Source organism: Streptomyces sp. 4N509B (assembly GCF_052245655.1).
Classification (GTDB): domain Bacteria; phylum Actinomycetota; class Actinomycetes; order Streptomycetales; family Streptomycetaceae; genus Streptomyces.
Window position 1 is genome coordinate 41,104 of the sequence record NZ_JBQQBZ010000013.1, and the last position, 26,973, is coordinate 68,076.

Consider the following 26,973-nt stretch of genomic DNA (forward strand, 5'->3'; position numbering starts at 1 on the left):
GGCAGACCCGCCGTGCCGGACCGTCGTCGGACCGTGACTCCGGTGTCGGATCAGGCCAGGCGCCGCAGTCGCGCGGAGAATCCCGGCTCGCCGAGCTCCGCCGCGAGGCTGACGGGCACCGTCACGCCGTCGGCGCCCTCCCCGACCCGTAGGCTGCCGACCCGCGTGCCGGCCTCCGCCGAGTGGGGCAGCGCCTCCCCGTCCCGCGCCACCAGCGAGAGGTCGACCTCCAGGCCCGGCCAGCCGACGGCGGCGACGTCCTCGTCGACCCGCACCGGGGTGCTGCCGCCGAGCCCGTCGTCGACGTGACCGACCACGTCGCCCTCGCCGAGCACCCGCTCGGAGACGAGGACCTCCTGGGCGAAGTCGATCAGCGCCTTGCCCGCGTTGGTGGCGCCGACGAGGATCGAGTTGTCGACCGGGTCGGGGCCCTGCCCCAGGACCGTGCCGAGGATCAGCTGCCGCTCCCCGTTGACCTCCTGCTCGGCGGCGAACATCAGACAGCCACCGGAGCTGCTGGTCGTGCCCGTCTTGATGCCGATCACGCCGTCCACCGGCACCAGCGGGTTGAAGTTGTACTGCGTGACGCCGTTGCTGTCGGTGTATCCGGAGAGGGCGACGATCTCGCGGAAGACGGGGTCGTCCATGGCGGCCTCGGCCAGGATCGTCTGGTCCGTGGCGGTGCTGACGGTGTCCTCCCGCAGGCCGCTGGGGTCGGTGTAGGTGGTGTTCTCCATGCCCAGCTCCTCGGCCGCCTCGTTCATCTTCTCGACGAACGCGTCCTCGGAGTCCGCGTCCCAGCGGGCCAGCAGCCGGGCGATGTTGTTCGCCGACGGCAGCAGTATCGCCTGGAGCGCCTCGTACTGGCTGATGGTGTCGCCCGCCTGGACCTCCACCGTCGACTCGCCCTCCGCGCTCAGCCCGGCGTCGTCCTCGGCCTGCTGGTCGACGGGGATGTCCGGCCCCGGCTCGCCCGACCCGAGCGGGTGGTCACGCAGCACCACGTAGGCGGTCATCACCTTGGCGAGCGACGCGATCGGCACGGGCTCCTCGCCCCCGGAGGTGCCGAAGCCGCCGACGCCGTCGACGCGCAGCGCCGCCTGCCCGGCCTCGGGCCAGGGGACGGCCGGCGTGGAGCCGTCGAAGGTGAACGTCTCGGCGGCGGTCAGTTCCAGCCGTGGCTCGGGCAGGGGGCGCAGCGCCTGGACCGTGGCGAAGGCGATCGCGAGCAGCACGACGAGCGGCGTGTAGATCTTGATGCGGCGCACCGCACCGCGCCAGGCCGTGGGGGGCGGCGCGGGGCGGTTGGTGAGCGCGGCCAGGAGCTCCAGCGGGTCCCGCTCGGAGTCGGCGGGCGGCGGCGGAACGGCCGGCGGTGGCGGCACCCGCGGGGCCGCCGGGGGTGCCGGGGGCGCTGGAGGCGCCGGAGGCGCGGCGGGCGGAGCCGTGGCGGGTGGCGTGGGGACAGCGGGCGCCGGGGCGGGCCTGGCCTGCTCGGGCGCGCGCAGGGTCGTCGTGGGCTGGTCCACGGGCCGAGGGGGCGTGGCCGCGCCCTGACCGGCCTTCGGCGGGGCGTCCTCGGGCCCGGCCTCCTTCGGCTCCGCCGCCCCGTTCCCGCCCTCCCCGCCGCCGCTCTCGCGGTCCTCCTCCGGCTCCTCCGCCGGCTCCTTCTCCTGCCTCTTCTCCCGGTCCTTCTCCTCGTCCTCGGCCGTGGTCGCCGGTGCCTCGGCCGCCTCGGCGGCGTCCGCCGTCTCCCCGTCCGGTTCCCCGGCCTCGTCGGCCCCGTCGCTCTCCCCGCTCGCCGTGGACTCCCCGCCCTCCTCGGGCTCCTCGGGCCGCGACGAGTCCTCCGGCTCGGTGGGCTCGTCACCCGCGCCGGCCTCGTCAGACGCGTCCGGTGGGTCCGCCTCTCCCGGCGCGTCCGGCTCGTCCGGTCGGTCCGTCTCGTCCGAGGGCGGGTCGCCCCCGTCGGGACCGTCCGTGCCGCCGCCCGCCGCCGGCTCCGCGGTCGCCCGCGCGGGCTTCTCCGTGCTCGCCTCCCCGGCGGCGTCCGTCTCCCCGGGCTCGTCCTTCTGGTCCTCCCCGTCCATCTCGCTTGCCCTGTCCCCGAGATGTGCCATGCCCAGGGGAACCGTCGCGGGGTCCTTGGGCGTCTTTCTCGATGACTGCCCTGTCGCGAGCGAGGTCGCTCGCACCCCATCCCGTTCCGAAGTGTCCGGGGACTCGCCCGCCACCCGTGCCTCCTCGCAGATTGGTCCGACTCCTGACGCGGTGAATCCGGCCGCTGGCCCTACCAGTTTGCCTGGCCCTGTGCACCTGGGTACGCCGAGCCGGGAGTGGCGGAAAGCTGCCGTTCTCCTTCGTTGACGACAACGACATATCTACGGGTTCCCGTACAAACCAACCACGCGCTCTCGACAGAACAATGTGAGAGGCGTCACCCTGTCTGTCATCCACGCGGGGAGGCATGGATGGGCAGGAGTCGTAGAACCATTCCGGAGGAGCTGTTGCTGCTGGCTCTGGACCCGGCCACGGGCACCACGGCGCAGCCGCAGTCTCTCGACCTTGGTCTTGCCGGAGCACAGCTCGTGGAGCTGGCTCTCGCGGGACGGATAGCCCCAGATGGGGACCGAATAGCCGTGATACTGCCACGACCGACCGGAGATCCCACGCTGGACTCCGCCCTGGAGCTGCTACGCCGACGTGGCAGCCCCGTGCGCGCCGTCCACTGGATCGGCGGACCCAGGCTCGGGCTCCGCCAGACCTATCTCACGCATCTGGAGCGCTGCGGCATGGTGCACGCGGTGGAGAACCAGATGTGCGGGATTCTGCCAACGACGCGGTACCAGGCCACTGAGACCGCGGTCAGCCGGCAGATCCGGGCTCGGTTGGACACCGCGATCCGCACCGGCACCCCCCCGGACGCGCGGACCGCGGCCCTGGCGGCGCTCGCCCACGCGGTCGGGCTGGGCAAGCACCTGTACCCGGGGAACGAGGGGCGGTCCTCCCGCTCCCGCCTCCGGGACCTGATCCGACACGACCCGATGGGTGGCCTCGTGGCGCACGCCGTGATGGACGTCCAGAACGGTGTGGCCGGTCAGGCCGCGGCACGGCGCTCGTCGCAGACGGGCGGCCGTGGCAAGGCGGCGGCAGCCGCCGCGGCGGGTCGGGCGCACACGTCCGCACCGGCGGCGGCGATGGCCGCCGCGGCGGTCGGGCAGTCAACGGCTCAGCAGTTGTCCAAGGAGGGCAGGCGGAGAGGGGTGACACGGGCCTCGGTGCGTACGTCGCTGTCCCACTGAGCGTCGAGCCAGCGCCCTGGCAGGTGACCGACCGGGTGTGGTCCGCGAACGCGTGCGCCACACGCCGTACCAACGCTCAACCACCGAAGAACGACGACAACCCAACCGGGAGCCGCACCACGGAACGCGGGGTGTGGCGGTGGTCAGGAACCTTGGCCGCCGCCACACCCCGCGTTCGCACACGGTCGGGCACCCTGTGTGGCGAAAACTCGGCGAAGCCGCCACCCCGGATGGCAGGCTGCTGGTGAACAGCCACAACGACGGCCTGGATGCCAGGAGTACGGAGGTGCGTAAGTCCGTGGCGGGCAACGTCAATCCCACCGTTCGGCGGCGCAGGCTCGGCCAGGAGCTACGGCGACTCCGCGAGGACCGCGGCATGACCGCCGAGGAGGTCGCCGACCGGCTGCTCGTGTCGCAGTCGAAGATCAGCAGACTGGAGAACGGCCGCCGCAGCATCAGCCCGCGCGACGTGCGCGACCTGTGCGGCGTCTACGAGGTCCAGGACAGGAAGCTGATCGAGTCCCTGATGCAGATGGCGCGGGAGTCGCGCCAGCAGGGCTGGTGGCACGCCTTCGCCGAGCTGTCCCCCTCCTACAGCGTCTACATAGGCCTGGAGACCGACGCCTCCTCGCTGCGCGTCTACGAGCCGCACGTGGTCCCGGGGCTGTTGCAGACCCAGGAGTACGCCCGTGCCGTGATCGCGGGCGCGCTGCCGGAGATCAGCGAGGACGAGATCGGCAGCAGGGTGCAGGTGCGTGTCCGTCGCCAGCAGCGGATTTACGAGGAGCGCGGCCCGTTACGGCTGTGGGCCGTGGTGGACGAGGCGGCGCTGCGGCGCACGATCGGCGGGCCGGCGGTCATGGCGACGCAGCTGGACAGCCTGGTGGAGGCCTCCCAGCTGCCGAACGTCACGCTCCAGGCGATGCCGTTCACCGCGGGGGCCCACCCGGGGGTCAACGGGCAGTACACGATCCTGGAGTTCCCCGAGACGAGCGACTCGACCGTCATCTACCTGGAGGGCGGCACCAGCGACCTCTACCTGGAGAAGCCGCACGACGTCCAGCACTACAGCGTGATGTACGAGCACCTGCGCGCCCAGGCGCTCAGCCCGCAGCAGACGCGGGAGTTCGTCGCGCGGATCGCCCAGGAGCACCGCAAGGCGGCCTAGGAGGGCTGGGCGGGGCGGAGCGGGTGGGGCCGGGGCAAAATACACCTCAACTCCACAGCTGTGGAGGGGTTTTCCGTCGAACCATCCGGTCGGGTGAAGCGTCGGGCTACCGGGAGCCGGGCGACGAGTACGGTCGTTGCGCATATCAACACGCCACGTGAGCACTATGCGTATGAAGCGAGGCGTTACCCGACGATCCGCGACGATCCGGAGCGACCATGGCGATTCAGCAAGCCACGACGATGTGCGTCTGGACCCGTTCATCCTATTCCGCGGGGAACGGCGCCTGTGTGGAGGTACGGGCCGAGATGGGGGAGCGGTTGGCGGTTCGTGACTCGAAGGCGCCCGCCGGGCCGCGGCTTGGGTTCGGGGCGCGGTCCTGGTCGGCGTTCGTCGGCTTCGCCGGCCACGCCGACGTGGAGGCCGTCACCCGCGACGTCTGACCACCGTCCGGTGCGGTCCGGCCCGGGTCCGTCGCGAGAGCGCGGCCCCGGGCCGGTGTGTGTTCCGGTCAGCCGGTCAGCGGGAGGCGTGGTAGCGGCGGTGGAGCTCGCGCACCTCGTCGGCCAGGCCCGGGACCGGGCCCGTCACGTCGGCGTCGGGCACGAGGTCCCGGACGGGGAGGGGACGGATGGGGGGCGGCGGGGCCCCGAACTCCTTCAGCCACTGCCCGAGCTGGGCGGACGAGCTGACGTACACGATCCGGCCGAGGCCCACCCAGCCGTGGGCGGTGGCGCACATCGGGCAGTGCTCGGTCGAGGTGTACACGGTGGCGGCGGCCCGTTCCGCGGGGGTGAGGTGGGCGGCGGCCCAGCGTGCCGCCTCGAACTCCGGGTGCCGGGTGCGGTCGCCCGAGCCGACGTGGTTGTGGTCCTCGAAGCGGGCCGTGCCGTCGGCGGTCACCAGCACCGAGCCGAACGGCTCGTCGCCGGCGGCGAGGGCCTTGGCGGCCAGCTCCACGCAGCGCCGCAGGTGGGTGAGGTCGTCCTCGGTCACGAGGGGCCGCTGAGGGTCGTTGGCCGTGGCGTCGTTCTCCATGGCGGGCATGGTACGAACCGTCAGGCGACGAGGCGACGAAGTTTCTCGCGGCAGAGGCGGTCGGCGTGGCGCGTGGTCTCCGGGAGGCGGTGGTCCGGCGTCATGCGGAGGGTCAGCGCGCAGGCGTCGTCGATGCCGAGCAGGTGCCCCACGGAGACGAAGACCGGCCTGACGCCCGTGCGGGTGCGCAGCGCCCGCCCGACGGTCTCCCCGGTCTCCCGGTCCAGCAGGGGGGCGGAGGCGCCGCGCGGTGGCTCGGGCGTCTCGTGGTCGAAGAGGAAGGGGGTCTTCGCCACGCCGACGGTGGGGATGCCGGTGAGGACGCCGAGGTGGCTGGCGAGGCCGCAGCGGGCGGGGTGGGCGATGCCGTACCCGTCGCAGACCAGCACGTCGGGGCGGGTGGCCAGGTGGTCGAGCGCCGTGAGCACGGGAGGGAGCTCGCGGAAGGCGAGCAGGCCGGGAACGTAGGGGAAGGTGATCGGCCCGCCGGCGGTGGCCTGGTCGGTCACCTGGAGCGTCTCGGCGTCGAGCACGACGACGGCGGCGGCGAGGCGGCCCCGCACGTCGTCGTAGGCGACGTCGACGCCCCCGACCGTGCGGGGTGGCGGGGCGCCGGGCGGTGTCGTCGTCCGCACCAGGGCGCACAGCCGCCGTTGCTGGGCGACGGCCTCCTCCGGCGTGGTGGGCCAGGTCTCGTGCGGGTCGCTCATGAGCCCATTCTGCGGGGTGGCGGCGCGGGCTCGCGGTGGCCTCGCGTCGTGCTGGAGCCGCGCTTGAGCGGTGCTGGAGTTCCGACGGAGATCCCGCCGGACTGTCAGTGCCGGATGGGAGGATCGTCACCATGAGTAGCGAGAACGCGATCGCGGAGTACTGGAGCGCGGCGGCCCCGGCCTTCGACGAGGAGCCGGATCACGGGCTGCGCGACGCGCGGACGCGCCGGGCGTGGGAGCGGCGGCTCGCTGACTGGATGCCGCCACGGCCCGCCGTGGACGTGCTGGACGTGGGATGCGGCACGGGGTCGCTGACGGTGCTGCTGGCGGGCGCGGGCCACCGGGTGACGGGGGTGGACCTGGCGCCCGGCATGGTCGCGGCGGCGCGGGCGAAGATCGCGGCGGCGGGGCTGTCGGCGGCCTTCGTCGTGGGCGACGCCGCGGCGCCGCCCGTGGGGGTGCGCCGCTTCGACGTGGTGCTGTCCCGACACCTGCTGTGGACCCTGCCGGACCCACAGGCGGCGCTGCGCGGGTGGCTCGCGCGGCTGCGGCCGGGCGGACGGCTGGTGCTGATAGAGGGCCGGTGGCGGCAGCCGGCGGACGCCGGCGCGGTGGGCGCGGGCGTGGCGGCGCCGTACGCGGGGGAGCACCGGCTGCCGTGGCAGGGCGGCGTCACGGCGCGGGAGCTCACGTCGGCGGTCGCGCCCCTGGTCAGCGAGGTGAGGGTGGAGTCGTTGAGCGAGGACGGCGAGCTGTGGGGAGGGGAGGTGGACGACGAGCGGTACGCGCTGCTGGCCCTCGCCTGAGCCGCCCGTCGTGCCCGCTCGTCCCGGCGCGGTGGCGGCGTCTGGATGCAGGGGCGGACGGGGCGCAATAGGCTGACGGCACAGGGATGGGCCGACCCGAACGCATGGAGGTGCCCGATGCCCGAGAGCGCCGAGACAAACGAAGAGACGAACGCGGATCTGCCGACGCCCGACCGGCTGCTGCACACGGGCGGTGAGCGCCCGATCGACCCCGAGGATCTGGTGCGGGCCAGAGGGCTGGAGCCCACGCCCGAGCGGATCGAGTGGGCCAGGAAGCAGCTGGAGCAGGAGGGGCCCGCCGCGGTCGAGCGGTATCTGCCCTGAACGCTGTGACTCCGGGGCGGCGGGGACGCCGCCCCGGACGGCGCACAGCCCGGGTGGCGCGACCTGGGGGACCCGGGCGGCCGGGAGCCGGGGTCGGGGTACGGCTGGCGCGAGGTACGGCCGGCGCGCGTCGGGGTGGCCCGCGTTACGGTGCCGCGAGCTCGGTCAGGCGGGAGACGGCCCAGCGGCCCAGCGCGGCTGTGGCCGTGTCCTCGCCGAGGCCGGGCCTGGTCGCGACGAATCCGTGGGCCGTGACCGGGTCGGGGCCGCCGACGGGCGCGTAGGTGCCGCCCGCCGCGCGCACCAGGGCGGCGCCGCCGGCCACGTCCCAGGGGTGTATGTGGAGGTTGCAGGCCAGGTCGGCGCGGCCCGTCGCCACCCAGGCCAGTGACAGGGCGGTCGAGTACAGCCGCCTGACCTCCGCGCGGGTCAGCAGGTCGAGCGCGAACGCGGGCTCGTCGGGGCCCGCCCGCCCGGCCAGCGGGATGTCGCTGAGCGCCAGTGGCTCCCCGTGCGACGCGGTGGGCGGCGCGGGTGCCGGCGCGCCGTCGACGCGCAGCGGCACGCCCACGCCGCCGCTGAAGGACTCGTCGCGGAAGACGTCGTGCACGCAGCCGCCGACCAGCCGCCCGCCGACGGCCACGCCGACGGAGACACAGGCCAGCGGCAGGCCACGCAGGTAGTTGTGGGTGCCGTCGATCGGGTCGACGTACCAGGTGACGGACGCGCCCCGCGCGAGGTCGGGCGCGGTGGCGGAGCCCTCCTCGTCGCGCGCCGCGCCCCCGTCCTCGCCCCGCGGCTCGCCGATCTCCTCGCCAAGCTCCTCGCCGACGACGGACGAGCCCGGCACGGCGGCGCGCAGGGCCGAGCGGAGCAGCGTCTCCACCTCCACGTCGGCGTCGGTGACGCGCTCGTGGGCGCTCTTGGAGCGCACGGTCAGCCCGCCCTGTCCGGCGCGCCGGCGCAGCAGCGCGGCGGCCTCGCGGCAGCTGGCGCGGGCCGCCTCGACCAGCGCGGTCGTCCGGGCCGGGTCACTCGTGCTGGCGGGGGCGGCCGAGGCCGCCGTGTCGCTCGTCACCGACGCCACGCCGTCGGTCTCCTTCCGGTCACGCGGGGGGCGGTCAGGAATGCCCTCGGCGGAGGGCTGGTTGCCATTCTCAGGCATGCGTGAGGCATGAACGTTTCCGGGAGGCGAGAAGTACGTGATCAGGGGACGACGTCAGGGGACCGCGCCCGCGGTGCTGTCGGTGCTGGATCTGGCCACGGTCGGCGTGGGGCTGACCGCCACCGAGGCGTTGCGCGCCACCACCGAGCTGGCCCGCCTGGCGGACCGGCGCGGCTTCGAGCGTTTCTGGGTGGCCGAGCACCACTCGATGCCCGGAGTCGCCAGCTCCTCGCCGGCCGTCATCCTCGGCCACCTCGCCGGCCAGACCGAGCGGATACGCCTCGGCTCCGGCGGGGTGATGCTGCCCAACCACGCGCCGCTGGTGATCGCCGAACAGTTCGGCACCCTGGAGGCGCTCGCCCCGGGGCGGGTCGACCTGGGCCTGGGCCGGGCGCCCGGCACCGACGGCGCCACGGCGGCGGCGTTGCGGCGCGGGCGGAGCGACGGCGCGGACGAGTTCCCCTCCCAGCTCGCCGAGCTGGTGCGCTTCCTCGACGACGACTTCCCCGACGGCCACCCCTACGCCCGCATCCACGCCGTCCCCGGCCCCGTCCAGGGCAGCGTCGAGGGTGGGGTACAGTCCGCCGGCAGGCCGCCGGTGTGGCTGCTGGGCTCCTCCGGCTTCAGCGCCGAACTCGCCGGCCGCCTCGGACTTCCCTTCGCCTTCGCACACCACTTCTCCGCCGCGAACACCGAACCCGCCCTCGACCTCTACCGCCGCAGCTTCCGTCCCTCCGAGGTGCTGGACACCCCGTACGCGCTGATCGGCGTCTCGGCGCTGGCGGCCGAGGACAAGCGGGACGCGCACCGCCAGGTGCTCAGCGGCGCGCTCGCCATGGTGCGGCTGCGCACCGGCCGCCCCGGCCTGGTGCCGACGCCCGAGGAGGCCGAGGCGTACCCGTACGGCCCGCTGGAGCAGCAGGTCGTGGACGGCTGGCTCGCGAACGTGGTCCACGGCACGCCGGACGAGGTGCGTGAGGGCCTCGACGAACTGGCGCGCCGCACCGGCGCCGACGAGCTGATGATCACCAGCAACGCGCACACGCCGGCGCTCCGCCTGCGTAGCTACGAGCTGATCGCCGACGCGTACGGGCTGCCGGACGGGGCGACCGGCGCCTGACGGCTGTTCCGTCGGCCCCGTCGGCCCCGTCGTCCCGTCCTCCCCGGCGGGCTCGCGGCGTCCGGCAACGCCGGGGCGGAGGTGTCGTGCCGGGCGTCGCGAGCCGGCGAGCCGGAGCGGTCACGGCACCAGGGGCGCGGGCCGGAAGCGTGGCGGCGGCGTTCTGCCGGGCCCGACGCCCCGCGACTCCGCTCCGCGGGGGAGCGCGGGACGGCCTCCGACGGCCTTGTCACGGCCCTCAGTGATCGAAGACGGCCGTCACGGGGGCGTGGTCGCTCCAGCGTTCGTCGTGGGTGGCCGCCCGCTCGACGTACGCCTTGACCGCCCGGCCGGCCAGGCCCGGCGTGCTGACGATGAGGTCGATCCGCCAGCCGGCGTCGTTGTCGAAGGCGCGCCCCCGGTAGCTCCACCAGCTGTAGGGGCCCTCCTGCTCGGGGTGCAGGGCGCGCACCACGTCGACGTACCCGCCGTCGCCCTCGCCGTCCCCGTAGACCCGCGACAGCCAGGCCCGCTCCTCGGGCAGGAAGCCGGCGCGGTCGCGGTTGCCCCGCCAGTTCCTCAGGTCCACCTCGCGGTGGGCGATGTTCCAGTCGCCGCACACGAGCACCTCGCGGCCGGCCGCGGCGGCGCGGACGCGCAGCGCCACGAGGTGGGGCAGGAACGCCGCCATGAAGCGCTCCTTCTCCGCCTGCCGCTCCGTGCCCACCTCGCCCGAGGGCAGGTACAGGCTCGCGACCGTCACGCCCGGCAGGTCCACCTCGACGTACCGGCCCGAGCCGTCGAACTCCGCCGCGCCGAAGCCGACCCGGACCGCCTCCGGCGCGCGCCGGGTGAGCAACGCCACCCCGGCCCGCCCGCGCGCGTCGCGCGAGGGCGCGTACACCACGTGCCATCCCTCGGGGGCACGGACGGCGGCCGGGAGCTGCTCCTCCTCCGCCCGGACCTCCTGGAGGCAGACGACGTCCGCCTGGCTGGCGGTGAGCCAGGCCAGGTAGCCCTTGCGCGCGGCGGCCCGCAGGCCGTTGACGTTGACGGTGGTGACGGTGAGCACCGCACGACGGTACTACGGGCCGGCGCGCGGTCGGGCTGGCGCCGGAGGGGAGGGGTCCCGGCCGGGGCCCGCTTCAATCCCGTCATGACGCGCTCACTGTCCGCCGCCGCCGTCGCCGTCGTCACGGCCGCCGCGTTGGCCGTTCTCACCTCGTGCTCCTCGGACGACGATCCCGCCGCCAACGGCTCCGAGACCAACGGCTCCGAGGCCAACGGCACCGACGCCGGCGACGCCAACGGAGCCGGCGGCTCCGACGAGTCCACCGAGTCCGCCTCGCAGGCCCCCGATCCGCCCACCCCGAGCCCGACCCCCACCCCCACGCCGTCCCCCACCCCCACCCTGCCCGAGCCGGCGGACGGGGAGAACGGCGACGCCTGCGCGGACGGGACCTGCGAGGTCCGGGTCACCGAGGGCGCCACCCTGCCCGTGCCGCAGAGCTACGGCCTCGGACCGATCGAGGTGACCGGCGTCACCGAGGACGTGGTCGAGCTGTTCGGCCCCATGACGCAGGCGCGTTACGCCAGCGACGGCGGCTGCTCGATGAGCATCACGGGACCGACGGCCACCTCGCCGGGCTTCCTCGCCCTGAGCTGCCCCGCCGGCAACACCGGGATCGTCAACGAGGCGATGAGCGTGGAGGTCGTCGGCGTCCTCGACGGGGCGGCCGTCCTCCGCATCGAGCCCGCCTAGGACGCCGCGGGACGCCCCCTCAGGGCGCGTCGGCGCGCCGCAGCACGGCGTGGCCGCCGAGGAGGGCGGCGGCCGTCCACAGCGCGACGACGGCCAGCGCGACCCCCGGTCCGTAGCCGGGCACGAAGGCCCGGTCGTCGGCGCCGTCCCACAGGCGCATGGCGTGCATGCCCGCCTGGTCGGGCAGGTACTGCAGGACGGTGCGGGCCACCGGCGCGTTGCCCAGGCCCTGGGAGCCGAGGAACAGCAGCGGCAGCAGCACCGCCAGCGCCCGGGTCGTGCCGCGCAGCAGCGCCGACAGCCCCGCCGCGAAGACGCACATCAACGTCAGGTACAGCCATCCGGCGGCGACGGCCCGCAGCGTGCGACCGTCGGCGGCGTCGGCGCCGTAGGGCCCGAGGGTCGCCTGCGCCGACGCGTACGTGGCCACCACGGTCAGCAGCGCGGCGGGGGCGGCGAGGGCGGTGACGGCCAGGAGCTTCGCGGCGTAGAAGCGGCCGCGTCGCGGCATGGCCAGCAGCGACGGTCGTATGGTGCCGCCGGTGAACTCCCCGCCCAGCGCCAGCACCCCGAGGACGACGAGGGCGAGCTGGGCCAGGGTGAGGCCGTAGAGGGACGGCAGGAGGGGGTTGTACTCGGCCTGCTCGCGCGCCGTCATGCCGGGACGGGCGTCGCGGTAGCTCAGGCCCGCCAGTGCCCCGACCACCGCGCCGGTCGCCACGCAGGCCGCCAGGGTCCAGCCGGTGGAGCGAAGGGTGCGCAGCTTGATCAGCTCGGCCGGGACGGCGGCGGTGAGCTCCCTCACGGCGCCCAGCTCCCTCTCGGTGCCCAGCTCCCTCGCACCCCCCGGCTCCCGCGCCGCGCTCACCACCGCTCCCCACCCCCGCCCGTCAGGCGCAGGAACGCCTCCTCCAGCGACCCGGTCCCGCTCGCCCCGACGAACGTCGCCATGTCGGTGTCGGCCACCAGCCGACCCCGGGCGATCACGATCAGGTGGTCGGCGGTGAGCGCCATCTCGCTCATCAGGTGGCTGGAGACCAGCACCGTCCGCCCCTCCGCCGCCAGCCCGCGGAGGGTCTCGCGCAGCCAGCGCACGCCCTCGGGGTCCAGACCGTTGCCCGGCTCGTCGAGCAGCAGCACCGGCGGGTCGGCCAGCAGCGCGGCGGCCAGGCCGAGGCGTTGCCGCATGCCGAGGGAGAAGCCGGCGACGCGCCGCCCGGCCGCCGCCTCCAGGCCGGTGAGGCGCAGCACCTCCGCCACACGGTCGGGCGGAACGCGGTGGCTCCTGGCCAGCCACCGCAGGTGGTCGCGCGCGCGGCGCCCGCCGTGTGCGCCGCCGGCCTCCAGCACCGCGCCGACGCGGCGCAGCGGCTCGGGCAGGCGGGCGTAGGGGCGGCCGTCGATCAGCGCCTCGCCGGCGGTGGGGCGGGACAGGCCCAGGATCAGCCGCATCGTCGTGGACTTGCCCGCGCCGTTCGGGCCGAGGAAGCCCGTCACACGGCCCGGCCGCACCGTGAACGACAGCCCGTCGACGGCCGCCGCCACGCCCCCGCCCGCCACGCCCCCGCCCGGCACGCCGCCCCGCATGCCGCGCCACGTGCCGTCCGGCCGGCGGAACGGCCGGCCGTGCCGCCGGTCGTCGCGCGTCCCGTCCGCGTACCTCTTGGTGAGGTTCCGTACCTCGATCATCCGGCAGACGCTAGGCGCGCCCGACACGGCCGGGCAGTCCCCGAAAGTGGGCGGGGGCCGTCCACGAAGGTCGATGGCGGGGCGCGGCGCGCCGCCCGTACGCTCGGGGCCATGCGCCTGTCCGCGAGGCCGCCGAGCCTGCCGAGGCCGCTCCTGCCCGTCGCCGTGGTGGCGGTGGACACCGCGATCCTGTCCGCGGCGCGCCCGGCGGGCGGCTCGCCCTGGGCTCTCGTCGCCTTCACGCTCGCCGCGGCGGCGGTCGTCGCGTGCGAACGCCGCAGCGCGCTCGTCGCGTTCGGCGCCACGGTGACGGTGCTGGCGCCGGTCAGCGGCGTGGGCTTCGCGCTGCTGCTGTGGACGGGCTACCGCGCCGGGCACGCCGTCGCCTCCCGCGCCGACGCGGCGTGGACGGCGGGCGTCACGGCGGGAGGGCTCGCCGCGCAGCTCGCCGTGCGGGTCGCCGCGCACGGCGTGACGCCGCGCGCGCTGTTCTTCCTGGCGTGGTTCGAGCTGGTCTTCGTGGCACTGCCGCTGCTCGCCGGCCGCTATCTCGCCCAGCACCGTCGCCTGGTGGAGACGCTGCTCCAGGAACGCCGGCTCCTCGCCGAGCGGGAACGCCTGCGCGAGCGGCTGCGCATCGCCCGCGACGTGCACGACTCCCTGGGGCGCCGCCTGAGCCTGGTGTCGATCCAGGCCGCCGCGCTGGAGGTCTCCGACCGGCTGCCGGACCGCGAGCGGCAGACCACCCGTCACCTGGCCGAGGCGGCGCGGGAGGCGATGACCGAGCTGCATGAGCTGGTCGGGGCGCTGCGCGGCAACGAGGCGCCGCCGGGCCCCGGGGCGGTCGAGCGCCTGGTGGCGGACTTCCGGGCGGCCGGGGTCGAGGTGGCCTTCCGGCAGGAGGGGCGGGACGAGCGGGCGGGCGGCGGCGCGGGCGAGCTGCCCGAGGCGGCGTGGGAGGCGGCGTACCGGGTGGTCGAGGAGGGGCTGACCAACGCCGCGAAGCACGCGCCGGGGCAGCCGGTCGCCGTCCGGATGGCGTGGGAGCGGGACGCCCTGCTGCTCACGGTGGTCAACGCCGCCGCGCCCGGCGGCGCGGCGACCGCCTGCGCCGGCCCCGACCTCAGCCCCGGCCCCAGCCCCAGCGCCGGCAGCAGCCCCAGCCCCAGCACCAGCGTCGGCGGGCACGGGCTCGCGGGGCTGCGCGAACGGGCGCGCGCCGTCGGCGGCTTCGTCGACCACGGCGTCACCCGGGAGGGCTTCCGGCTGCTCGCCATGTTCCCCGCACGACCCGAGCCGGACGCACGGCCCACCACGCGCCGCCGCTGGCTCGCGGTGGCCACGGGCGTGCTCGCCTTCGGCGTCCTCCCGGCGAGCCTGCTCCTCGGGGGCCGGTGATGACGCGGCCGGTCAGGGTCCTGGTGGCCGACGACGAGCCGCTGATCGTGGCCGGCGTCCGCACCGTGCTGGAGTCGGCGGGCGACATCGAGGTGGTGGCGGCGGCGGGCGACGGCAGGACCGCCCTCGAGCAGGCGCTGCGGCATCGCCCCGACGTGGCACTCGTGGACATCACCATGCCCGCCCTGGACGGCCTCGCGGCCGTCGAGGAACTGCGCCGCCGTGCCCCCGAGGTGCGCGTGGTGGTGCTCACCGCGTTCGGAACGGAGCCGAACGTGCTGCGCGCGCTCCAGGGCGGTGCCGCCGGCTTCGTGCTGAAGAACTGCACCCCGGAGGAGCTGATCCGTGCCGTCCGCGCCGCCCACGGCGGCGACGCGTACCTCTCCCCGGCCGTGACCCGTGTGGTCCTCGGCGTCCTCGCGCCGGACGCCGTGCCGCGCCGCCGCGACGCGCTGGCGCGCCTGGCGGCACTGACGGACCGCGAGGCGGACGTCGTGCGCCTGGTGGCCGAGGGACTGTCGAACGCGGACATCGGACGGCGGCTGCACATGACCGAGACGACCATCAAGACGTACGTGAGCCGCGTCCTGGCCAAGCTGGGCTGCGACAACCGTGTGCAGGCCGCCCTGCTGGTCCGTGACGCCGGCCCCGGCTGGGACACCCCGAAGGCCCTGTCCGGCTAGACGCGGTGGCTGACGCCGCGGCCCCGCCGAGATCCGAACGGCGCGGGCCAGCCCCGCGCCACCGGCCGTGACCGGCGGACGGTGCCCGGGAACGTCTCCTGCGGCAGGCCCAGGCCCAGGCCCAGGCCCAGGCCGCGGCCGACGCGGCGGGCGAGAACGGCCGGGACGCGCGGCGGCTTCCCCCAACGGCACCAGGAGCGAAGCCCTTGACCCTCACGTGACGTCATGCCGCATGGTCGGTGGCGTGGAGGAACGCCTGACCGTGGGACGCGTCGCCGAGTTGGCCGGCGTGAGCGTCCGCACGCTGCACCACTACGACGAGATCGGCCTCGTGCGGCCGTCCGCGCGGACCGCGGCCGGCTACCGGGCCTACTCGGCGGGCGATGTGGAGCGACTGCGGGAGGTGCTCGCCTATCGGCGGCTGGGCTTCGGGTTGCGCGAGATCGCGGACCTGGTCGACGACGCGGCCACCGACGCGGTCGCGCACCTGCACCGGCTGCGCGGCCTGTTGCTGGAACAGCGCGACAGCGCTGCCGCCATGGTGACGGCCATAGACCGGGAACTGGAGGGACGGGCCATGGGGATCAGGACGACGTCGGAGGAACAACTGAGAGTGTTCGGCGCGCAGTTGTACGAAGCCATCGGGACCGCCTACCCGGCGACGCGGCGCACCGAGCCGCGGATCGCCGCGAGGATCTGGGACGCGCTCGGGGACGCGCGGACGGTGCTGAACGTCGGGCCGGCACCGGCTCCTACGAGCCCCCGGACCGCGACGTCACGGCGGTGGAACCGTCGGCGGTCATGCGGGCGCTGCGTCCCGCGGGCGCGGCGCCGTGCGTGGCCTCCAGCGCGGAGAGCCTCCCGTTCGAGGACCAGTCCTTCGACGCCGCGATGGCGGTCAGCACCGTTCACCACTGGCCGGACCCGGTCGCCGGGCTGCGCGAGATGTGCCGCGTGGCCCGCCGCGTCGTGGTGTTGACGTACGACGCCGGCAGCGCCGGCTGGCTTCAGCGGTTCTGGCTCCCCCGCGACTACCTGCCGGAGTTCGCCGACCTCCTCGTCGGCTGGCCCTCCCTCTCGTCGGCTGGCCCTCCCTGGCCGACCTGACCGGCGCGATCGGGGGCCGCGCGGAACCGGTGCTCGTCCCCTGGGACTGCGCTGACGGCTTCTTCGAGGCCTACTGGCGCCGGCCCGAGGCGTACCTGGACGAACGTGTGCGCCGCGCGGTGTCGGTATGGACCAGGGTCGGGCCGGAAGCCGAGCAGCGGGCGGTGAACGGACTCCGCGACGACCTCTCCTCGGGCCGGTGGGCGGAGCGCAACCGCGACCTGGTCGCCCTCGACGCGGCGGAGCTCGGCCTCCGCCTGCTCACAGCCTGAGCCACCGTGCGCGGGATACGAAGACGCCGCCGCGGCGACACCCGGCCTCGACGGCGCGCCCGAGCCGGCGGTCCTCGCCGTACCGGTCGGGCATGGACCTCGGCGCAGCGCGTCAGCCGCACGCGGCTGCGGCTGCGGCTGCGGCTGCGCCTACGGCTACGGCTGTCGCGCTGGTCGTCCGGCTCCGCGGACGGTCGAGCGGACGGCTGCCCCTAGCCGGTCGGCAACCGGAAGTCGATGACGTGGATCGGTGAGGGCGTCGTGCCGGTCGAGGTCTCCTGGTAGAGGAAGGACAGGACGCCGTCCACGGCGACGCGGTCGTAGTCGGGGACGATCTCGCCGAAGGCGCCGAGGTCCTCGTCGAACAGCATCCGCCAGTCCGACCAGCCGGAGGCGGCGGACGCGGCGGCGACGCGCCCGTAGGGCATGACGACGTAGGCGTTGTCCGAGGCGTCCAGGAGGATCTGGGAGCGCTGGCTGGAGCGCAGGGGGAAGGGGATCTCCCTCTTGTGCCACGCCCCGGCGGCGTCCCGCCAGACGTGGAACGGGTACCCGTTCGCCACGCGCCCGGCCACGTAGTCCGGCACGCACTGCCCGAAGCGCCCCGGGACGTAGGAGATGAGGGCGTGGGGCAGGCCGGCGGAGTCGACGGTCTGGGACTCCTGGTTCATCAGGGCGTGGTCCGGGCCGAGGGGGTCGGCGACGATGCCGGGGGAGGTGACGGAGACGAGGGAGCCGGTGCCGGTGGTGCCGACGACGGTGCCCGCGGCGTTGGTCCAGGTGCGGCCGGCGTCGCGGCTGCGGACGTAGGTCGTGTCGTGGTTGGTGAGGTTGGCGCCGCAGGTCACGGCCGTGGACTGCTCGCGCCAGGTGCCGAAGACGTGCAGGGTGCCGTCGCCGCCGTAGGTGAGGCCGTGGAGGTAGAGGTTGCGGGAGGTGCTGGAGCCGTGGGGGGTGGTGTACGTGCCGGTGGCGCTGGACCAGGCGCCGAGGTCGCGCCAGGTGCTCGTGCGGCTGTCGTACTCGGCGAGCGCGGCCTGCCCGTTGCCCGAGACGCCCCGGCGGTAGCTGAGCTGGAGCGTGCCGGTGGGGGCGACGAGGAGCTGCGGGTAGGTGAGGGCGGAGGTGAGGGTGGCGCCGTCGAGGCTGGTGCGGACCGGGCCGAAGGCGTCGCGCGTCCAGGCGTGGGCGCCGGGGTCGTCCGCCAGGCCGGCGACGGACTTCACGTAGAAGTAGCCGCTGCTGTGGGCGTCCATCACCAGGTGGAGGCGGCCGTCGTCGGGGGAGACGCCGACGCAGATGACGTTGTGGGAGTCGTTGACGGTGAGGCGGTGGCCGAGGGCCACGGCCTCCCAGTCGTCGGAGCCCAGGGCGCGGCGGGCGATGGTGGCCTGGCGGTCGGCGGCGTACCAGACGGCGTACTGGTGGCCGTGGTACGTCAGCAGGCCGCTGCGCTGGAAGGCGTTGTTGTTGACCAGGCCGTTGTAGGAGACGAAGTACAGGGCGGTCGCGTCGAGCAGGGTGCTGCCGAGGGGGGTCAGGGAGGGCGGGGCGGTGGCCGGAGCGGCGGCGTGGGCGCCGGCGGACGCGGCCAGGCCGCCGGCGCAGGCGGCGGAGGCGGCGGCCGAGGCCGCGCCGAGGATGAGGCGACGGCGGCTGGGGGACGTGGGCATGGGTGCCTCCCGGAACGAGTCGACGAGCGCGTGCGGCGACGAGCGACGACAGCGACGACAGCGACGACAGAGCGATGAAAGGTTTCAACCCAGCCCGGTCATGGAGCCTACGAGCCCGTCCGGTCCCGGTCAACGCCCCGCGTCAGGGTCGGGCATCGCGTGCGATCCGGACCTTTGTACGATCGCCGGCATGGACGTCAGCAACCCCCCGAAGGCCGCCCTCCAGCTCGTCGAGCGCGCCTTCGACCACCCCGACGCGCGCATGCTCAACGACCTGGTGCAGGCCGAGTACGCCGAGAGGTACGAGAGCGAGGGCGACGCCACGCCGCTGGAGCCGGGGATGTTCGCGCCGCCACGCGGCCTGTTCCTCGTGGCCTACGACGGCGACGGCCGGCCCGTGGGCACCGGCGGCTGGCGGGCCTGGAACGGCGAGGGCGCCCGCGCCGAGGGGTACCTCGACGGCGACGCCGAGATCAAGCGGATGTTCGTGGTGCGGGAGGCCCGGGGCCGGGGGCTGTCGCGGGTGATCCTGGCCCGCCTGGAGGAGTCGGCGCGGGCGGCGGGGCGGACGCGGATGGTGCTGGAGACCGGGCATCGCCAGCCCGAGGCCATCGGCCTCTACGTCACCAGCGGCTACGTCCAGGTGCCCGAGGAGGAGAAGTTCGGCTACTACCGGGCCGAGGCGACGAGTGCCTGCTACGTGAAGTCGCTGCTCGGCTGACACGCCGCGCGGCTGACGTGCCGCGCGGCGTGCCGCGTCCGCTTCCGTCCGCGCCGGCGCCGGCGCCGGCGCCGGCGTCCGCGCTCGCGCTCGCGTCCGCGTCAGGCGACCGACGGCGCGGGTGACGGCGCCACCGGTTCCCCGGAGGCGGGGCCGCCCGCGTTCGCCACCCCCCGCTGCCTGCGGCGCGCGACGCCGAGCGCCGCCATCCCCAGGCCGAGCGCCGTCCATCCCGCCAGCACCGCCAGCGGGAACGCGATCGCGGCCCCGTCGAAGAACGCCACCGAGCGCACCAGCGTCGCCCCCGACCCCAACGGCAGCCACTGCCCGATGACGCCGACCGGGTCGGGCAGCATCTCCGGCGCCGAGCCCGCCCCCGACCAGGGGTTGCCCATCAGCATCACCACGATCGCCCCGACGCCGATGCCCGCCGGGCCGATCAGCGCCACCAGACCCGCGACCGTCGCCGCCGAGGCCAGCACGACGAGGGCGATCGAGCCGGCGACGGCCCACCACGCGCCGTCGAGCACGCCGAGCCAGCTGTGGCCGATGGCCGTGACCGCGATCCCGACCACGACGGACGCGAGGGCGAGTGTCCCGACGCCCACGGCGCGACCGCGCGCCATCAGGCCGGTGGCGGCCACGGCGGCCCCGGTGGCGATGCCGGCGAGCGCCAGCGGCAGCACGGAGGAGCTGAACGCCGCGCCGCGCGGGTCGGCCTCGGGCGTCGGAACGACGTCGACGACGGTCAGCTCGGCCGTGCCCGCGCTCTCGGCGGCGAGCCGCGTGGCCATCTCCTCCAGCACCCCGGCGACGGCGGGGCCCGCCGCCGTGGCGGTCAGCAGCCGGGGGCCGCCGTCCGGGGCGCCGAGCACCACCGCCCCGTAGACCTCGCGGTCCTCGATGGCGGCGCGGGCGCTCGCCTCGTCCGGATAGGTGTGGACGTCGAACGCGCCGCCGTCGCCCTGGGCCGCGAGCCGTTCGGCGGCCGGTGCCGTGGCGGCGGGCGGCCCGGCGACGCCGACGGGCAGGTCGTTGGGCGCGGTGCGGGCCGCCGGCCAGGCGAAGGCCCACAGCGCGAGCGCCACCACCGCCGGGATGACGAGGGCGACGACGATGACGAGGCGGGGGAGCGGAACAGAGGCCCCGGGAGGGGCGGTTGCGGACATGATCGGTCCCTCCGATCAAAAAGAATGACTGTTCGTTTTGGTCGTCCCCACAGTGCTCCCGTGATCACCCGGTTGTCAAGAATGAATGTTCGTTTTAGCCTCGGTGGCATGGCCCGTGTTTCCCAGGAGCACCTCGACTCCCGCCGCCGGCAGATCCTCGAAGGCGCCGCCCGCTGCTTCGCCCGGGACGGCTTCCACGGCACGACGATGCAGGACGTCCTGGCCGAGACGGGCCTGTCGGCCGGCGCGGTCTACCGGTACTTCCCCTCCAAGGACGCGATGATCCTGGAGATCGCCCACAGCGTGCTGGACGTGGTCCACTCCGCCTTCGAGGAGGCGTCGCACTCCCCGAAGCCGCCGCCGCCGGACGAGATCCTGCTGGAGGTGGTCGAGCGCCTCACCGCCCACTTCGCCCACCCGCCGCAGATGGTGCTCCAGGTCTGGGCCGAGACCTTCAGGAACCCCGAACTCGCCGCCCTGCTCGACACCTTCATCGACCGGGTCGTCACCGCCTGGGCGAGGATCGTCGGGACGTACCAGGCGCGCGGCGAGATGGCCGCCGACCTCCCGCCCGAGCACGTCGCCCGCACGCTGATCGCCTGCTGCCAGGGCTTCATGGTCCAACGCGCCCTCGGCCACGGCGACATCGCCTGGCTGCGCGACGGGCTGCGCGGTCTCGCCACCTTCCGCCGCGAGGAAGAGGAAGGGGAAGGGGCGTAGGCCGCCCGTCCGCCCGGCCTCTCCGCCCGGCCTCTCCGCCCGGCCCGGCCGTCCCGCGGAGCGGTCGCCCCCGAGGGGCGGTGAGAGGAGCGGGCGGGAGGGGCGGTCCCCGTCCTCGCGGCTCCGGCGAAACGCGCCGTGCGCATCGCGTGAGCCGGCGGGCCGCCACACTCCCGACGCGCGACCCCTTGCCTCCGTGAACGAAACGGGGAAGATGGCTACGACCCCCCGAAGTAACGCAACGGGTCGGTAAGTACACGGAAGGCAGGCGAGCATGGCCGACGAGCACGTCCGGGTCGCCGTCATCGGCGCCGGCTTCGGCGGACTCGGCGCCGCCCTGCGCCTGCGCCGCGTCGGCGTCACCGACGTGGCCGTGCTGGAACGCGCCGACTCCGTCGGCGGCACCTGGCGCGACAACACCTACCCGGGCTGCGCCTGCGACGTCCCCTCCCACCTCTACTCGTTCTCCTTCGCCCCCACCCCCCACTGGCCCCACACCTTCTCCGGCCAACGCCACATCCGCGCGTACCTGGAGTGGCTGACCGACACCTTCGGCCTGCGCCCCCACATCCGTTTCTCCCGCCCCGCCGAGAGCATGGCCTGGGACCCCGCCGAGCTGCGCTGGGTCATCGAGACGCCCGGGGGCCGGCTCACCGCCGACGTCGTCGTCTCCGCCGCGGGGCCGCTCTCCGCCCCGCGCCTCCCCGACATCCCCGGCCTCGACGGCTTCCCGGGACGTGTCTTCCACTCCGCCCGCTGGGACCACGACCACAGCCTGCGCGGGCAGCGCGTCGCGCTCGTGGGCACCGGGGCCTCCGCCGCGCAGATCGCGCCCGAGGTGGCGCGCGAGGCGGCCCACCTCACCGTCTTCCAGCGCACCCCGCCCTGGGTCCTGCCGCGCGGGAACCGCGCGACCACCGCCGCCGAACGCTGGCTCCACGACCGGCTGCCGGTCACCGCCACCGCCCGCCGCCAGCTGCTGTGGGCCCTGCGGGAGGCCCAGGTCGGCGCCTTCACCCGCCATCCCGGGGCGCTCCGCGTCCTGGAGGGGCTGGCGGCCCGTCACATGCGCCGTGCCATAGCCGACCCGGCGTTGCGCCGCCGCCTCACGCCGGACTACCGGATCGGTTGCAAACGCATCGTGCTCTCCGACGACTGGTACCCGACCCTCGTCAGGCCGGGCGTCGACGTGGTCCACGCGGGCCTGCGGGAGGTGAGCGGCTCCACCCTGGTCGCCGCCGACGGCCACCGCGTCGAGGCGGACGCCGTCGTCCTCGCCACCGGCTTCCGCGTCACCGACGCGCCGATCGCCCGGCGCGTCAAGGGCGCGTACGGCACGACCCTGGCGCAGGAGTGGCGCGACGGCGCGGCGGCGTTGCGCGGCACCACCGCCGCCGGCTTCCCCAACCTCCTGACGATCATCGGCCCCAACACCGGCCTGGGGAACACCTCGATGCTCCTGATCGTCGAGGCGCAGCTGACCTACCTGGCCGACTTCGTGGCCACCCTCCACCGCATGGGACACCGCAAGGGGGAGCGCGTCGCCCTCTCGCCCCGCCCCGCCGCCGTTCGCGCCTGGAACGAGCGTCTCCAGCGGCGCCTGGCGCGCTCGGTGTGGAACACGGGCGGCTGCGACAGCTGGTACCTCGACCGGCAGGGGCGGAACACCACGGTCTGGCCCGGGACGACGGCCGAGTTCCGCCGTGAGACGCGCGCGGTCGACCTCTCCGAGTACGAGGTGATGCGCCGACCATGAACGCCAGCAACGCCGCGAACGCCGCGCACGACGCCACGAGCGACGCCACCGGCACCGTCACGGGAGCCGGCCCGACGGTCGCCGTCACCTCCCGGGACGGGACCCCGCTCCACGTCGAGGTCCACGAGGTCCACGAGGCGCGCGGGGTCCACGGGGCCCGGCGGGCCGACGGGCCCCCGGACGCGCCCACCGTCGTCCTCGTCCACGGCTGGACCTGCCAGGTCCGCTTCTGGTACCCGCTGCTGCCCCGCCTCACCGGCGACCACCGCGTCGTCCTCTACGACCAGCGCGGCCACGGCCGCACCCCGGCCACGCCGGGCCGCTGCACCGCCGAGACCCTCGCCGACGACCTGTGCGCCGTGCTCGCCGCCACCACGCCGCCGAGCGGCGGCGAGGGTGGGCGGCGGACCGTGGTCGTCGGCCACTCCATGGGCGCGATGGCCGTCGTGGCCGCCGCCGCCCGCCCCGAGCTGCGCGAACGGGCCGACGCCGTGGTGCTGTGCAGCACCACCACCGACCGGCCGGCGGACCACCCAGCGGCGCGGAGCTGGCGTGCCGTCCTGCGGCGCCGCGCGATGGGCCTGCCGCTGCCGTTCCGGCCCGTCACGCCCCTCACGCGGCGCCTCGTCCACCGCGTCCTCCTGGCCCCCGACGCCGATCCCGAGCTGGTCGGCTGGACCGCCCGCCTGGTCAGCGCCTGCCCGCCCGGCGTCCGCGCCGAGTGGGGCCGGATGCTGGCCGGTCTCGACGTCCTCGACCACCTGCCGCACCTCACGCTGCCGGTGACGCTCGTGCACGGCACGGTCGACCGCCTCACGCCCCCGCGCCACGCCCACCGCACCGCCGGCCGGCTGCCGCGACCGCCCGAGCTGGTCGAACTCCCCGGCATCGGCCACATGACGCCGCTGGAGGCGCCCGACGCGGTCGTCGCCGCGATCCGCGCCCAGACCCGCCCGACAGGACGCCCGACAGGAAGAGCCACGCCATGAACCACCGCATCCCCCTCTCCCTCGCGGGCCAGGTCGCCGTCGTGACGGGCGCCGCCCGGGGCCTGGGCGCCGCCCTCGCCCGCGAGCTCGCGCTGCGCGGCGCACGCGTCGCCCTCGTCGGCCTGGAGCCCGAGCGGCTCGCCCGCGTCGCCGACTCCCTGCCCGCCCCGGCCGACCAGGTGGGCCACTGGCACGCCGACGTCACCGACGCCGCCGCGATGGACGAGGTCGCGCGGGAGGTCCGTGACCGCTTCGGCGCGGTGGACATCGTCGTCGCCAACGCGGGGGTCGGCCTCGGCGGCTCCTTCGAGTCCGTCGACGCCGCGCACTGGCGCCGCGTCATCGACGTCAACCTCGTCGGCTCGGCCACCACCTGCCGCGCGTTCCTGCCGGCGCTGAAGGACAGCCAGGGGTACTTCTGCCAGGTCGCGTCGCTCGCGGCCCTCACCCCCGCCCCGATGATGACGGCCTACTGCGCCTCGAAGTCCGGCGTCGAGGCGTTCGCCCACAGCCTCCGCGCCGAGCTGGCGCCCAGCGGCGTGCGCGTCGGCGTGGCGTACCTGGCCTGGACCGACACGGACATGGTGCGGGCGGCCGACGAGGACGAGGCCAACAGGGAGCTGCGGGCCAAGCTGCCGGGCCCGTTCGGCAGGACCTACCCGTTGGCCCCGACCGCCGCGCGCCTCGCCGCCGGGATCGAGCGGCGTTCGGCGCACGTCTACGGGCAGCGGTGGCTGCGGCCGGTGCAGGCGATCCGTGGCGCGTTGCCGCCGGTCGTGGCGGCCGGCGCCCGCCGCATGCTGCGGCAGCTGCCCTCGTCCACCGTGGCCCAGGGCCTGCTGGGGCCGGGGGGCGCGGCGGCGAGCCGGGAGACGGCCAGGGCACCGGGGGAGGCGGCCCCGGCGGAGGTGGCGTCGGCGGAGGCGGCGTCGACGGAGGCGGCGAGGAGGGACGACACCCCCCGCTGACAGCCCGCTCACCGTCGGCTGACAGCCCGCCGACGCCCTCTGACGGGCAGCCGGCGCCCGACGGCGACTCAGGCCTCCGGCGCCGGCTGCCGTTCCTCCGCGTTCCGGTGGGCCGGCTCGTGCCCGCCCGCCCCGGCGGCCAGGCGCTCCCGCTCCTCGGCCACGATCAGCCGGGCCAGGGACTGTTCGGAGACGTCCACGGCCTCCGGGGTCGACTCGGCGACGTCGCTGCGGCGGGCGAAGGCGTCGAAGAGCCGTTCCTTGCGGCCCAGCAGGCGCAGCATCCGCTCGTCCACGCTGTCGGTCGCCAGCAGCCGGTGGACCTGCACGCGCCGCACCTGCCCCATGCGGTGGACGCGGCCGACGGCCTGGCTCTCCATGGTCGGCTTGACCTGCGGCTCGCAGAGCACGACCACGGACGCCGCCTGGATGTTCAGGCCCACCCCGCCGGCCTGGATCTGGCTGAGCAGCACGGCGTGGCCGCTCGCCGCCGCGAACTCGTCCACCACCTGCTGCCGTCGCGTGGCCGTCAGGTCCCCGGCGATCGGCCCGAACACCCCGTCGCCCCCCGGGACCTCCCCCTCCAGCGCCCGTCCCTCCAGCGCCCGCCCCTCCGGGGTCCGCCTCGCAAGCGCGTCGCCCCTCAGCGCCTCGCCCACGGTGGCCAGCACCTGCCGGAAGTACGAGAAGACCACGACCTTCCGCCCGTTCTCGGCCGCCTCCGCCACCAGCTCCCGCAGACGGTGCAGCTTCGCCGAGCCGGCGGGGGAGGCGTACGCGGCGCGGCGCATCGCCATGAAGTTCCCCTCCGCCACGGCGGCGCGGTACGCGGCGAGGTCGGCCTCGCTGAACTCCTCCCACTCGTCCACGTGGACCACCCCGGGCAGCTCCGTCAGCACGTCCTCCTGGTTGCGCCGCAGGTAGACCGGCGCGACGGCCCTGCGGAACGCGCGGGCGCCCGCCACCGCGTCGCTGCCCTGCACCCGGGGCGCGAGCTCGGGCCGCAGGTACCGCACGAGGCTGCGGAACTCGTCGACGTGGTTCTCCATCGGCGTGCCGGTGACGAACAGCACCCGCTCGACCCGCTCCGTCAGCGCCGCCACCGCCCGCGAGCGGCGGGCGGCCGGGTTCTTCACGTAGTGCGCCTCGTCCACCACGAGCGCCCCCAGCTCCGGCAGCCGCGCGACGTCCAGGCTCTGGAGCCCGTCGAAGGTGGTGACGGCGACGCCGCCGTGCTCCCGCCACTCCGTCACCGCCGCCTCCCGCTCGGGGCCGTGGAGGCGGTGGGCGGCCAGGGCGCTGCGGGTCTCGGTCTCGCGCAGCCAGTTGATCAGCACGCTGGCCGGGCAGACCACGAGGAAGTGCGTGGCGCCGCCGGCCGCCAGGTGCGCGAGGACCGCGATCGCCTGCACCGTCTTGCCCAGGCCCATCTCGTCGCCCAGGATCACCCGCCGGCGGGTGAGCACGAAGCGGGCGCCGAACGCCTGGTACCCGCGCAGCGAGACCCGCAGGCGGCTGTCGTCCAGCGGCTGCGCCCGCACCTGGCCGGTCAGCGTCTCCGGCAGGAAGCCCTCGGCGGCCGATCGGTCGAGCGCCCCGACCTCGGCGACGTCGGTGAGCAGGGTGTGGTACTCGGGCGAGCGGCTCTCGAAGTCGACCCAGGCCGCCACGGCGTCGGCGTCGGGCCGCAGCAGGTCCGTGGAGAGCTGCGCGAGCCGCAGCCGCGCCTCGCGCCGTTCCGCGTCGGCCAGCAGCTCGTGGACGCCCTCGACCGCCTCGCGGACCTGCTCGCGGCGGCGCCGGCCGAGGAACAGCCGCCGCACCCGGCCCCGGGCCGGCGCGGAGGCCGCGAGCAGCGTGCCGAGCACGCGGTCGATCCGCTCGGCGTCCTCCCGCGCCTCCCGCAGCCCGGCGCCCTCGCGCGTCTGGGCCTGCCCGTCGGCGGCCGTGAGCAGCCGGTGCAACGCCACCACCAGCGCCGTCGTCTCCGGGGCGCGGTCGTCGGGGTCGAGCGCGACGGTGACGGTCTCCCGCACCGCCTCGGTGATCTGGGCGGCGGCGGCCGTCAGCTGGTGCGCGGTGTGCTGGCCGACGCCCGGGATGCGGCGCAGCCGGTACGGCGGGGTCTCGGCGACGTGACCGACGGTGTCGAGGCCGGCCTGCTCCACGGCCCCGAGGCGCAGCTGCCCGTTGGTCACCTCCCGCAGGCGCGCCAGCGGGATGCCGCGCAGCTCGCGGCGGACCAGCGGCTCGCGCAGCGCGTCGTACGCCCGGCGCACGGCCGCGCGGGCCCGCTCGTGGTCCTCCAACGCGGCCCGTGCGGCCACCCGCAGCCGCTCGCCCTCGGCGAGGACCTCCCGGTCGCCGCGCCGGCTCCGGCCCCGTCCCCGCTCCGGCTCCCGGTCTCCTCCTCGGCTGTCCGCGTCCCCCACGGCTCCGCCTCCGCTCCGCTCA

The 26,973-nt window shown here is 75.5% G+C and carries 24 protein-coding genes and 1 pseudogene; 15 read left to right on the forward strand and 10 right to left on the reverse strand.

Annotation, left to right across the window (positions count from 1 at the left end; all coding sequences use genetic code 11):
• Positions 1–50 precede the first annotated feature (50 nt).
• On the reverse strand, positions 51–2,120 hold the full coding sequence (locus ACTWP5_RS14695; protein ID WP_443221374.1) for a D-alanyl-D-alanine carboxypeptidase: 2,070 nt from the start codon (positions 2,118–2,120) through the stop codon (positions 51–53).
• Positions 2,121–2,471: 351 nt separating this feature from the next.
• On the opposite strand from ACTWP5_RS14695, the gene ACTWP5_RS14700 reads away from it, so the two are divergent.
• From ACTWP5_RS14700 to ACTWP5_RS14710, 3 genes are all read left to right on the forward strand, one after another.
• Complete coding sequence (locus ACTWP5_RS14700) at positions 2,472–3,302, forward strand: GOLPH3/VPS74 family protein (RefSeq protein ID WP_443221375.1); 831 nt, start codon at positions 2,472–2,474, stop codon at positions 3,300–3,302.
• 298 nt (positions 3,303–3,600) lie between these two features.
• Positions 3,601–4,470 (forward strand): helix-turn-helix domain-containing protein, encoded by an 870-nt coding sequence (locus tag ACTWP5_RS14705; protein ID WP_443221455.1) that lies wholly within the window; start codon positions 3,601–3,603, stop codon positions 4,468–4,470.
• A gap of 218 nt (positions 4,471–4,688) precedes the next feature.
• Entirely contained in the window at positions 4,689–4,913 is a 225-nt protein-coding gene (locus tag ACTWP5_RS14710) for a DUF397 domain-containing protein (RefSeq protein WP_443221376.1), read from the forward strand.
• Positions 4,914–4,989: 76 nt separating this feature from the next.
• Here the strand turns inward: ACTWP5_RS14710 and ACTWP5_RS14715 are convergent, their stop codons facing one another.
• Both ACTWP5_RS14715 and ACTWP5_RS14720 read right to left on the reverse strand, forming a co-directional pair.
• Positions 4,990–5,508, reverse strand: a complete 519-nt coding sequence (locus ACTWP5_RS14715; protein WP_443221377.1) for a nucleoside deaminase — start codon at positions 5,506–5,508, stop codon at positions 4,990–4,992.
• A gap of 20 nt (positions 5,509–5,528) precedes the next feature.
• Positions 5,529–6,218 (reverse strand): endonuclease V, encoded by a 690-nt coding sequence (locus ACTWP5_RS14720; protein WP_443221378.1) that lies wholly within the window; start codon positions 6,216–6,218, stop codon positions 5,529–5,531.
• 131 nt (positions 6,219–6,349) lie between these two features.
• On the opposite strand from ACTWP5_RS14720, the gene ACTWP5_RS14725 reads away from it, so the two are divergent.
• Together ACTWP5_RS14725 and ACTWP5_RS14730 are read left to right on the forward strand one after the other, a co-directional pair.
• Positions 6,350–7,024 (forward strand): class I SAM-dependent methyltransferase, encoded by a 675-nt coding sequence (locus tag ACTWP5_RS14725; protein WP_443221379.1) that lies wholly within the window; start codon positions 6,350–6,352, stop codon positions 7,022–7,024.
• Between the two features lie 117 nt (positions 7,025–7,141).
• On the forward strand, positions 7,142–7,348 hold the full coding sequence (locus ACTWP5_RS14730; protein ID WP_443221380.1) for a hypothetical protein: 207 nt from the start codon (positions 7,142–7,144) through the stop codon (positions 7,346–7,348).
• A gap of 145 nt (positions 7,349–7,493) precedes the next feature.
• Here the strand turns inward: ACTWP5_RS14730 and ACTWP5_RS14735 are convergent, their stop codons facing one another.
• Positions 7,494–8,513 (reverse strand): inositol monophosphatase family protein, encoded by a 1,020-nt coding sequence (locus ACTWP5_RS14735; protein ID WP_443221381.1) that lies wholly within the window; start codon positions 8,511–8,513, stop codon positions 7,494–7,496.
• A 37-nt stretch (positions 8,514–8,550) separates the two neighbouring features.
• Between ACTWP5_RS14735 and ACTWP5_RS14740 the strand changes: the two genes are divergently transcribed.
• Entirely contained in the window at positions 8,551–9,633 is a 1,083-nt protein-coding gene (locus ACTWP5_RS14740) for an LLM class flavin-dependent oxidoreductase (RefSeq protein WP_443221382.1), read from the forward strand.
• Positions 9,634–9,871: 238 nt separating this feature from the next.
• On the opposite strand, the gene ACTWP5_RS14745 is transcribed toward ACTWP5_RS14740, so the two are convergent.
• Positions 9,872–10,684, reverse strand: a complete 813-nt coding sequence (locus tag ACTWP5_RS14745) for an exodeoxyribonuclease III (RefSeq protein WP_443221383.1) — start codon at positions 10,682–10,684, stop codon at positions 9,872–9,874.
• Positions 10,685–10,768: 84 nt separating this feature from the next.
• Between ACTWP5_RS14745 and ACTWP5_RS14750 the strand changes: the two genes are divergently transcribed.
• A complete protein-coding gene (locus ACTWP5_RS14750) occupies positions 10,769–11,374 on the forward strand; it encodes a hypothetical protein (protein ID WP_443221384.1) in 606 nt (201 codons plus the stop codon).
• Between the two features lie 19 nt (positions 11,375–11,393).
• On the opposite strand, the gene ACTWP5_RS14755 is transcribed toward ACTWP5_RS14750, so the two are convergent.
• Positions 11,394–12,179, reverse strand: coding sequence for an ABC transporter permease subunit (locus ACTWP5_RS14755; protein ID WP_443221385.1), 786 nt, complete (start codon positions 12,177–12,179; stop codon positions 11,394–11,396).
• Positions 12,180–12,238: 59 nt separating this feature from the next.
• The gene (locus ACTWP5_RS14760) at positions 12,239–12,961 is read right to left on the reverse strand and encodes an ABC transporter ATP-binding protein (protein ID WP_443221456.1); all 723 of its coding nucleotides are present in this window, start codon (positions 12,959–12,961) and stop codon (positions 12,239–12,241) included.
• 213 nt (positions 12,962–13,174) lie between these two features.
• On the opposite strand from ACTWP5_RS14760, the gene ACTWP5_RS14765 reads away from it, so the two are divergent.
• The 3 genes and pseudogenes from ACTWP5_RS14765 to ACTWP5_RS14775 all read left to right on the forward strand — a co-directional run bounded on the left by ACTWP5_RS14765 (position 13,175) and on the right by ACTWP5_RS14775 (position 16,523).
• On the forward strand, positions 13,175–14,461 hold the full coding sequence (locus tag ACTWP5_RS14765) for a sensor histidine kinase (protein ID WP_443221386.1): 1,287 nt from the start codon (positions 13,175–13,177) through the stop codon (positions 14,459–14,461).
• Entirely contained in the window at positions 14,461–15,144 is a 684-nt protein-coding gene (locus ACTWP5_RS14770; protein ID WP_443221387.1) for a response regulator, read from the forward strand. The genes ACTWP5_RS14765 and ACTWP5_RS14770 overlap by 1 nt, the downstream gene beginning before the upstream one ends.
• 232 nt (positions 15,145–15,376) lie before the next feature.
• Positions 15,377–16,523, forward strand: a pseudogene (locus ACTWP5_RS14775) (MerR family transcriptional regulator).
• A 212-nt stretch (positions 16,524–16,735) separates the two neighbouring features.
• On the opposite strand, the gene ACTWP5_RS14780 reads toward ACTWP5_RS14775, so the two are convergent.
• Positions 16,736–18,196, reverse strand: a complete 1,461-nt coding sequence (locus ACTWP5_RS14780; RefSeq protein WP_443221388.1) for a BNR repeat-containing protein — start codon at positions 18,194–18,196, stop codon at positions 16,736–16,738.
• Positions 18,197–18,386: 190 nt separating this feature from the next.
• Here ACTWP5_RS14780 and ACTWP5_RS14785 point away from each other — a divergent pair, with 190 nt between their 5' ends.
• Positions 18,387–18,917: a GNAT family N-acetyltransferase gene (locus ACTWP5_RS14785; protein ID WP_443221389.1), complete on the forward strand. Its 531-nt coding sequence runs from the start codon at positions 18,387–18,389 to the stop codon at positions 18,915–18,917.
• Between the two features lie 101 nt (positions 18,918–19,018).
• Here ACTWP5_RS14785 and ACTWP5_RS14790 read toward each other — a convergent pair whose 3' ends face one another.
• On the reverse strand, positions 19,019–20,086 hold the full coding sequence (locus ACTWP5_RS14790; RefSeq protein ID WP_443221390.1) for an ABC transporter permease: 1,068 nt from the start codon (positions 20,084–20,086) through the stop codon (positions 19,019–19,021).
• Between the two features lie 108 nt (positions 20,087–20,194).
• On the opposite strand from ACTWP5_RS14790, the gene ACTWP5_RS14795 reads away from it, so the two are divergent.
• The 4 genes from ACTWP5_RS14795 (at position 20,195) to ACTWP5_RS14810 (ending at position 24,519) form a co-directional block, all read left to right on the forward strand.
• Positions 20,195–20,806 carry a TetR/AcrR family transcriptional regulator gene (locus tag ACTWP5_RS14795; protein WP_443221391.1) on the forward strand — a complete coding sequence of 204 codons (612 nt, stop codon included), beginning with the start codon at positions 20,195–20,197 and terminating at the stop codon, positions 20,804–20,806.
• 274 nt (positions 20,807–21,080) lie between these two features.
• The gene (locus ACTWP5_RS14800) at positions 21,081–22,562 is read left to right on the forward strand and encodes a flavin-containing monooxygenase (protein ID WP_443221392.1); all 1,482 of its coding nucleotides are present in this window, start codon (positions 21,081–21,083) and stop codon (positions 22,560–22,562) included.
• Positions 22,559–23,551, forward strand: coding sequence for an alpha/beta fold hydrolase (locus ACTWP5_RS14805; protein ID WP_443221393.1), 993 nt, complete (start codon positions 22,559–22,561; stop codon positions 23,549–23,551). The genes ACTWP5_RS14800 and ACTWP5_RS14805 overlap by 4 nt, the downstream gene beginning before the upstream one ends.
• Positions 23,548–24,519 (forward strand): SDR family oxidoreductase, encoded by a 972-nt coding sequence (locus ACTWP5_RS14810; RefSeq protein ID WP_443221394.1) that lies wholly within the window; start codon positions 23,548–23,550, stop codon positions 24,517–24,519. The genes ACTWP5_RS14805 and ACTWP5_RS14810 overlap by 4 nt, the downstream gene beginning before the upstream one ends.
• Positions 24,520–24,587: 68 nt before the next feature.
• Here the strand turns inward: ACTWP5_RS14810 and ACTWP5_RS14815 are convergent, their stop codons facing one another.
• Entirely contained in the window at positions 24,588–26,951 is a 2,364-nt protein-coding gene (locus ACTWP5_RS14815) for a DEAD/DEAH box helicase (protein ID WP_443221395.1), read from the reverse strand.
• Positions 26,952–26,973 lie beyond the last annotated feature (22 nt).

What these genes read in the sequence shown, in the direction of transcription:
- ACTWP5_RS14770 (WP_443221387.1), top strand. Translation starts at nt 14,461, where the DNA reads ATGACGCGGCCGGTCAGGGTCCTGGTGGCCGACGACGAGCCGCTGATC.
- ACTWP5_RS14805 (WP_443221393.1), top strand. Translation starts at nt 22,559, where the DNA reads ATGAACGCCAGCAACGCCGCGAACGCCGCGCACGACGCCACGAGCGAC.
- ACTWP5_RS14765 (WP_443221386.1), top strand. Translation starts at nt 13,175, where the DNA reads ATGCGCCTGTCCGCGAGGCCGCCGAGCCTGCCGAGGCCGCTCCTGCCC.
- ACTWP5_RS14725 (WP_443221379.1), top strand. Translation starts at nt 6,350, where the DNA reads ATGAGTAGCGAGAACGCGATCGCGGAGTACTGGAGCGCGGCGGCCCCG.
- ACTWP5_RS14760 (WP_443221456.1), bottom strand. Translation starts at nt 12,961, where the DNA reads ATGCGGGGCGGCGTGCCGGGCGGGGGCGTGGCGGGCGGGGGCGTGGCG.
- ACTWP5_RS14695 (WP_443221374.1), bottom strand. Translation starts at nt 2,120, where the DNA reads ATGGCACATCTCGGGGACAGGGCAAGCGAGATGGACGGGGAGGACCAG.
- ACTWP5_RS14795 (WP_443221391.1), top strand. Translation starts at nt 20,195, where the DNA reads ATGGCCCGTGTTTCCCAGGAGCACCTCGACTCCCGCCGCCGGCAGATC.
- ACTWP5_RS14720 (WP_443221378.1), bottom strand. Translation starts at nt 6,218, where the DNA reads ATGAGCGACCCGCACGAGACCTGGCCCACCACGCCGGAGGAGGCCGTC.
- ACTWP5_RS14750 (WP_443221384.1), top strand. Translation starts at nt 10,769, where the DNA reads ATGACGCGCTCACTGTCCGCCGCCGCCGTCGCCGTCGTCACGGCCGCC.
- ACTWP5_RS14735 (WP_443221381.1), bottom strand. Translation starts at nt 8,513, where the DNA reads ATGCCTGAGAATGGCAACCAGCCCTCCGCCGAGGGCATTCCTGACCGC.
- ACTWP5_RS14810 (WP_443221394.1), top strand. Translation starts at nt 23,548, where the DNA reads ATGAACCACCGCATCCCCCTCTCCCTCGCGGGCCAGGTCGCCGTCGTG.
- ACTWP5_RS14785 (WP_443221389.1), top strand. Translation starts at nt 18,387, where the DNA reads ATGGACGTCAGCAACCCCCCGAAGGCCGCCCTCCAGCTCGTCGAGCGC.
- ACTWP5_RS14710 (WP_443221376.1), top strand. Translation starts at nt 4,689, where the DNA reads ATGGCGATTCAGCAAGCCACGACGATGTGCGTCTGGACCCGTTCATCC.
- ACTWP5_RS14715 (WP_443221377.1), bottom strand. Translation starts at nt 5,508, where the DNA reads ATGGAGAACGACGCCACGGCCAACGACCCTCAGCGGCCCCTCGTGACC.
- ACTWP5_RS14730 (WP_443221380.1), top strand. Translation starts at nt 7,142, where the DNA reads ATGCCCGAGAGCGCCGAGACAAACGAAGAGACGAACGCGGATCTGCCG.
- ACTWP5_RS14790 (WP_443221390.1), bottom strand. Translation starts at nt 20,086, where the DNA reads ATGTCCGCAACCGCCCCTCCCGGGGCCTCTGTTCCGCTCCCCCGCCTC.
- ACTWP5_RS14800 (WP_443221392.1), top strand. Translation starts at nt 21,081, where the DNA reads ATGGCCGACGAGCACGTCCGGGTCGCCGTCATCGGCGCCGGCTTCGGC.
- ACTWP5_RS14780 (WP_443221388.1), bottom strand. Translation starts at nt 18,196, where the DNA reads ATGCCCACGTCCCCCAGCCGCCGTCGCCTCATCCTCGGCGCGGCCTCG.
- ACTWP5_RS14700 (WP_443221375.1), top strand. Translation starts at nt 2,472, where the DNA reads ATGGGCAGGAGTCGTAGAACCATTCCGGAGGAGCTGTTGCTGCTGGCT.